Origin of the sequence: Streptomyces sp. MZ04 (assembly GCF_004684775.1) — a bacterium.
Taxonomy (GTDB): domain Bacteria; phylum Actinomycetota; class Actinomycetes; order Streptomycetales; family Streptomycetaceae; genus Streptomyces.
In genome coordinates this window covers 1-5,142 of record NZ_SRIC01000427.1, presented here as the reverse complement: position 1 = coordinate 5,142, position 5,142 = coordinate 1, and the positions used below count along the sequence as shown (strand labels likewise).

9 protein-coding genes are annotated in these 5,142 nt (G+C 67.7%); 2 read left to right on the top strand and 7 right to left on the bottom strand.

The genetic code is table 11. The annotated features are described in order from the left end of the window. Nucleotides 1-98: 98 nt before the first annotated feature. Genes E2651_RS41040 through E2651_RS41030 form a run of 3 tightly spaced genes read right to left on the bottom strand, consistent with a single transcriptional unit; the run spans nucleotide 99 to nucleotide 1,393 of the window. Entirely contained in the window at nucleotides 99-533 is a 435-nt protein-coding gene (locus tag E2651_RS41040) for a PIN domain-containing protein (RefSeq protein WP_135336365.1), read from the bottom strand. Next, nucleotides 530-784 (bottom strand): CopG family transcriptional regulator, encoded by a 255-nt coding sequence (locus E2651_RS41035; RefSeq protein WP_245239530.1) that lies wholly within the window; start codon nucleotides 782-784, stop codon nucleotides 530-532. Before E2651_RS41035 ends, E2651_RS41040 begins: the two co-directional genes overlap by 4 nt. A 9-nt stretch (nucleotides 785-793) precedes the next feature. Further along, entirely contained in the window at nucleotides 794-1,393 is a 600-nt protein-coding gene (locus E2651_RS41030) for an alpha/beta hydrolase (RefSeq protein ID WP_135336364.1), read from the bottom strand. 50 nt (nucleotides 1,394-1,443) lie between these two features. On the opposite strand from E2651_RS41030, the gene E2651_RS41025 reads away from it, so the two are divergent. Both E2651_RS41025 and E2651_RS41020 read left to right on the top strand, forming a co-directional pair. Continuing rightward, nucleotides 1,444-1,851 carry a LysR family transcriptional regulator gene (locus E2651_RS41025; RefSeq protein ID WP_135336363.1) on the top strand — a complete coding sequence of 136 codons (408 nt, stop codon included), beginning with the start codon at nucleotides 1,444-1,446 and terminating at the stop codon, nucleotides 1,849-1,851. Continuing rightward, nucleotides 1,848-2,402 (top strand): hypothetical protein, encoded by a 555-nt coding sequence (locus tag E2651_RS41020; RefSeq protein WP_135336362.1) that lies wholly within the window; start codon nucleotides 1,848-1,850, stop codon nucleotides 2,400-2,402. Before E2651_RS41025 ends, E2651_RS41020 begins: the two co-directional genes overlap by 4 nt. Nucleotides 2,403-2,409: 7 nt before the next feature. Here the strand turns inward: E2651_RS41020 and E2651_RS41015 are convergent, their stop codons facing one another. The 4 genes from E2651_RS41015 to E2651_RS41005 all read right to left on the bottom strand — a co-directional run bounded on the left by E2651_RS41015 (nucleotide 2,410) and on the right by E2651_RS41005 (nucleotide 4,934). Beyond that, complete coding sequence (locus tag E2651_RS41015; RefSeq protein ID WP_135336361.1) at nucleotides 2,410-3,435, bottom strand: NADPH:quinone oxidoreductase family protein; 1,026 nt, start codon at nucleotides 3,433-3,435, stop codon at nucleotides 2,410-2,412. Nucleotides 3,436-3,481: 46 nt separating this feature from the next. Continuing rightward, on the bottom strand, nucleotides 3,482-3,850 hold the full coding sequence (locus E2651_RS41010; protein ID WP_135336360.1) for a MerR family transcriptional regulator: 369 nt from the start codon (nucleotides 3,848-3,850) through the stop codon (nucleotides 3,482-3,484). 72 nt (nucleotides 3,851-3,922) lie between these two features. Next, on the bottom strand, nucleotides 3,923-4,081 hold the full coding sequence (locus tag E2651_RS44445; RefSeq protein WP_167829060.1) for a hypothetical protein: 159 nt from the start codon (nucleotides 4,079-4,081) through the stop codon (nucleotides 3,923-3,925). Between the two features lie 289 nt (nucleotides 4,082-4,370). Next, a complete protein-coding gene (locus E2651_RS41005; protein ID WP_245239529.1) occupies nucleotides 4,371-4,934 on the bottom strand; it encodes a MarR family transcriptional regulator in 564 nt (187 codons plus the stop codon). Nucleotides 4,935-5,142: the final 208 nt, after the last annotated feature.

Genomic DNA, 5,142 nt, shown 5'->3' with positions numbered 1-5,142 from the left:
TCCCCCAACATCCACCTTGCGCCCCCAAGGGCACAAGCCCCACCGTGCCGACCGCCGCCTGGCCGCCTGGCCGCCTGGCCGCCTGGCCGCCTGGCCGCCTACAGATCGTCCGGCAGCACCCGGAACGCCTTGTGCTCCGTCAAGGGCAGGACCGTGCGGAAGTCCCGGCGATCGAGGGTGAGGACCGCGTCCGTCTCGTACTCCTCCGCCAGTGCCACATTCACCGCGTCCGCGAGATCCAGCGAGAGCGCCGCGTACCGCGCCTGAACGCGCTGCGCCCGCAGCAGCACGGAAGGCCCGGTCTCGGCGATCGCGAAGTCACCGCGATCGGCGGCGCCGACGATGTCCTCCAGCATGCCGCGTGTCCGCGCAGGTCCGAGCTCGCGCCGCCCCACGTGATCCAGCTCGGCCAGGACAAGCGGCGAGAAGACCGTGAGTCCTGCCTCTTCCATGGCTTGATACGCCCCGTCGCTGGACGGATGTGCGGTGTCGAACGCGGCGAGGATCCCCGAAGTGTCCGCGATGAGGATCAACCCTCGGCCCCCGATGAACCCCGTCCCATCGACTCCCGCACGATGGAGTCGGCGCGGTCCGCGAGCGTCGGATCCCCGCTGTCGAACCGGCGCAGCCCCAGCGGCTTCGCCCGGCGCCGGTATCTCAGCGCCGCGAGATGGAGCGCCTCACGGATGATCTCGGCCTCGCTTATACCGCGCTCGGTGGCCGCTTCCTTGATGACGGTCATGTCCTCGGCGTCGGCGTAGACCATGGTCCGCTTCATCGTCATGCACATATGCTACCCCCGGCATATGTCGCCTGTCCGCGCGGATATCCGCACAGCGGGGTCGATGCACCAACCCAGAACCGACGGCCAAGCCCCGTACCCCGCGTCCAGATCCAGATGCCCACCACCCGGTACGACATCGGTGTCGAGCCCGAGCGGCACGCCGTACCGCTCGGCGGCGCCACCGGGACAGAAGGGATCGTCATCGGCGGCGACGAGCCGGGTCACATCGGCAGCGCCGGCCACCTGCGCGGCGGTGGCGCGGGGCGCACCGAACCCCGCGACCTCCTCGTACCGCGCAAGCACGTCGTCGGAGGGCGGCGCGACCAGCAGTGCGCGATCGGCCCGGACCCCGCCACGACCGACGGCATGCAGCCACAGCAGAGCCCCAAGACTGTGACAGACGACGACCTGCTGCCCATCGAGCAGCCCCTGAAGACGAAGAAGCCACGCCTCAAGATCGGGTTCATCGGGATCCGGAAGCTGGGGATAGGCCACGCGAGCCCCACGCGCGGCGAGTTCACCGGCCAGCCACCGCTGCCAATGTCCTTCAGGGCGGTGATTCTGCCACCCGTGGAGGATCAGAAAGGAGGAGTTCGAGGTCAGCGTCATGGAGACGATCGTCGACGCGCCATCCCATCAGGTCCAGTTAATGTTTCTGGATGGAAGAGGTAAGCAGAACCTTCACGATAGACCTGCGTCGCCTCGGCGCCCTGCGCGAACTGGACCGCAGGGGCAGCCTGGCAAGGACGGCGGAGGCGATGCACCTCACCCCCTCCGCGGTGTCGCAGCAACTGGCCGCCCTCTCCCGCGAGTTGGGCGTACCCCTGATCGAGCGCCAGGGCCGAGGCGTCAGGCTCACCGGCCAGGCACGGGTGGTGCTGCAGCACGCGGACGCCATAGCGGCGCAGTTGGAGCGCGCGCGGTCCGAGCTCGCGGCCTGGGGCGAGGGCCGACGCGGCGCCATCACCATAGGATCCTTCTCCAGCGCGATCTCAGGCCTGCTGCCCACGGCCCTGCGACGACTCTCCGCTGCACACCCCGACCTCAAAGCCACCCCCAACCGATGACACTGCACACCGATGTGGCCGAGCTGCTGGCGGAGGCCGGCATCCTCGACGTGGACGTCGACGAAGCCCTCGCGGACGACCACGTCCGAACGTCCGCGTACCTACGCGTCCTCTCGGTGGCCGCTTCCTCGAGGAGCCGCGACCGGGACCGCGGGATCGTGGCCACGATCCTGCGCGACCCCGACGAAATGGGATCCAAGACGGCGGTGGTCGCCCTCGTGGACGAGATCGCGAGGAAGGTGACCGGTCCTGCCGAGTTCCGGCGGTGGTCGGCGGAACTACTGCCGGAGATCGACCAGCTCAAGGCGGAGGCGTACCGCGAGTTCATCCGCCGCCGCATCCACGACTGGCTGTTCTACCTGTCCGTCAAGGACGGTCACGCGCCGACACCGGCCGAGTTGGCGGAGGTCACGGACTGGATGCAGCGCTACCTCGCCGAGCTGTCGACGTCGCCGGCGGTACTCGCCCTGGTCGCCGAGTCGGCCAACACCAGGAAGACACGAAACATCGCGAAGAACCGAGCCGGAAGCCGCAAGCTGAGAGCGAAATGACGTGCTCCTAGCGCCACGGGTCGAGGGCAAGCTTGCCCCGGGTCTGGCCCGCTTCCAGTTGCCGCAGCACTTCCGGCCCCTCGGCCAGGGGGTGAACCTGGGGGGTGCCGGGCGGGTACACGCCCTGGGCGACGAGCGCCTCGAGCTCGACGAGCAGCGAACGGTAAACAGAGGGGGCCGCGACCGCCAGCGCACCGATGTGCAGACCCTTGACCTGGACCTGGTGAGTGAAGACCAGATCGTGCGTGGTCACCGTCGCATCGCCGGAAGCGGCGCCGAACACGACAACGCGGCCGGTGAAGGGTTTGGTGACCGACATGCTCGTGTCGAACGTGGCCTGTCCCACCGATTCAAGGACCAGGTCGACCCCGCCGGTCAGGCGACTGATCTCCGCAGCCAGGTCGGGGCGTCGGCTGTCCAGAACCTCGTCGGCGCCGAGCGCTTTGACGGTGTCGTGCTTGGCCGGTGACGCCGTGCCGATCACGCGTGCGCCGTAGTGGCGGGCAAGACGGACAGCGGCCTGACCCACGCCTCCGGCCGCGGCGTGAACCAACACCACCTCACCCGTCTTGATCTCACCCAACGGCTTCAGGGCCGCCAAGGCGGTTGCCCAGTTCAGCACCAGGCCGAGGGCTTCGGCATCGCTCCAGCCGGAAGGCACGGGAAGGACACCCGCCGCCGGCATCGTCATGTACTGCGCGAAGGCGCCCGGGCCCGCTCCGACGACGTGGGTGCCGTGCGGCAGCGGGCTCTCGACGTCCGGGCCGACGCCCACGATCTCGCCGGCGGCCTCGAAGCCCGCCGCATAGGGCGCCTGCGGTCCGCCTGCGTACGTTCCATGGGTCTGCATGACATCGGCGAAGTTGACGCCGGCGGCGCCCACGCGGATCAGGTACTCGCCGGGTCCCGGGGCGGGGCGGGGATGATCGGTCGTGAGGGTCAGGTCCTTCGGTCCCTGGTACGACCGCTGGACCAGTGCTCGTACGGTCTGCTCGGCAGTGTGCTGCTGCTGATTGATCTCTGTGGTCTCCATGCACTGAACGTAGAAGTCTGACACTTGCGTCAAGGTCAAGTGGCGCTCAGAGATCAGCTTTTCGGCCGGCCTCGCGAAGGTAGGCGTCGAGTGCCGCCTGCTGATCACTGAGGATCGCGATACGTGCGGCGAGCCGATCCCGATGGCTCTGCACCTCGTGCAGGAACTCCGCGCAGACCACATCCGTGCCGACATCGGACTCGTCAGTGAGGCTGGGCAGAAAGTCCCTGATCAACCGCACGGGCAGCCCGGACTCCAGCAGCGAGCGGATGACGAGCACCCGGTCGATGGTGGACTGGCAGTAGTCGCGGAACCCATTGCTGAATCGGCCGGGGACGATCAATCCCTCGTCCTCGTAGTGCCGCAACGATCTCGCACTCACACCGCTGGCTCGGGACGCTTCGCTGATCTTCATACCCGAGGCAACACCAAGGAGCACCGCGATCTTCCGACCTCATGTCCCTCAACCAGGATGGCCAGGGCAGCATCATGGATAGGGCAGCCCGGCCGCGGCGGCGTCGATGCGGTCTGTTTCCAGGTGCACGATCGCACCCGCTTCGATATGGGTGGGGCCCAGGACCGTGATGACTCCCTTGCGGTCGATGAAGAAGTGCAGGTCGATGAGGTGCACCGTGTTGGCCTGCACGTCGGCCGTTGAGGTGGGGAACGGAGTGTGCGCCAGATCCGTCGGATAGGGGGCGACGGCGTTCCACCATTGGCGGCGTGGGCTGGTTGTGGCTCAGATAGGCGCTCGCATCCGCAGCATGGACGCGCTCAAGAACGGGCTCGCCGCGGAACCGCGCGGACGCAAGCAGCGCCATGACGGACTCCTTTCCCTGTCCGCAACGCAACTCCCTTCCAGTATCGAGCCGCAGCCGTCCACGTGCCTGTTCCACCGTCGCCTGACTTCACCCCGACATCGATCTGCTGCCGCGCTATCCCAAATGCGTATCCCCGAGCGACACCAACAACCGTCGCAACGCCCCATCCAGCGCCCGGCGGTCCTCCGCCGACAACGCCCCCAACATCCGCTCCTCGTTGGCGACATGATCGACCACCGCCCGGTCGACCAACTCCATCCCCGCCGCCGTCAGGCGAACACGAATCGCCCGGCGGTCCGCCGGGTCGGGGTGGCGTTCGATCAAGCCCTTGCGTTCCAGCTTGTCGAGGCGGTTGGTGATGGCGCCTGACGTCACCATCGCGGACTTCAGGAGGCCGCCCGCCGTCAGTTCGTGCGGGGCGCCGACCCGGCGGAGGGTCGCCAGGACGTCGAACTCCGCGAACTCCAGGCCGTGTTCGGCGAAGATCAGCTTCATACCCTTGCTCAGCAGGTGGTCCGCACGCTTGATGCGGCCCACCAGAGCCATCGCGTCCAGGCCTGCGGCCGCCATGTCCGGGCGCTCGCGGTGCCATTGAGCTCGCAGCTCGTCGATGGCGTCGGTGTCCGTGTCCGTGTCCGCCGCCTCGGGCCGCCTGTCCGTCTTCTGCTCAGCCGCCACGCCTGGTTCCTTCCTCGTCGTCGTAGCCCCTGGCCCTGGATCCGCAAATATCTCAACGTTCAGATACTTGACGTTCGCAGGTCCTGGGGTTCATATTTATCTCAACGTTGAGAATAACAGCGTTCAGGGGAATCGAGGGGAACCTATATGTCCACCATCGTCAGCACCAGAAGCGCCGCCACCGCCACCTCCACCGCCACCTCCACCG

Bases quoted from the DNA above. Each gene is read 5' to 3' on its own strand.
- E2651_RS41035 (WP_245239530.1), bottom strand. From the start codon at position 784: ATGACGATGAAGCGGACCATGGTCTACGCCGACGCCGAGGACATGACC.
- E2651_RS41030 (WP_135336364.1), bottom strand. From the start codon at position 1,393: ATGACGCTGACCTCGAACTCCTCCTTTCTGATCCTCCACGGGTGGCAG.
- E2651_RS41025 (WP_135336363.1), top strand. From the start codon at position 1,444: ATGGAAGAGGTAAGCAGAACCTTCACGATAGACCTGCGTCGCCTCGGC.
- E2651_RS41020 (WP_135336362.1), top strand. From the start codon at position 1,848: ATGACACTGCACACCGATGTGGCCGAGCTGCTGGCGGAGGCCGGCATC.
- E2651_RS41015 (WP_135336361.1), bottom strand. From the start codon at position 3,435: ATGGAGACCACAGAGATCAATCAGCAGCAGCACACTGCCGAGCAGACC.
- E2651_RS41010 (WP_135336360.1), bottom strand. From the start codon at position 3,850: ATGAAGATCAGCGAAGCGTCCCGAGCCAGCGGTGTGAGTGCGAGATCG.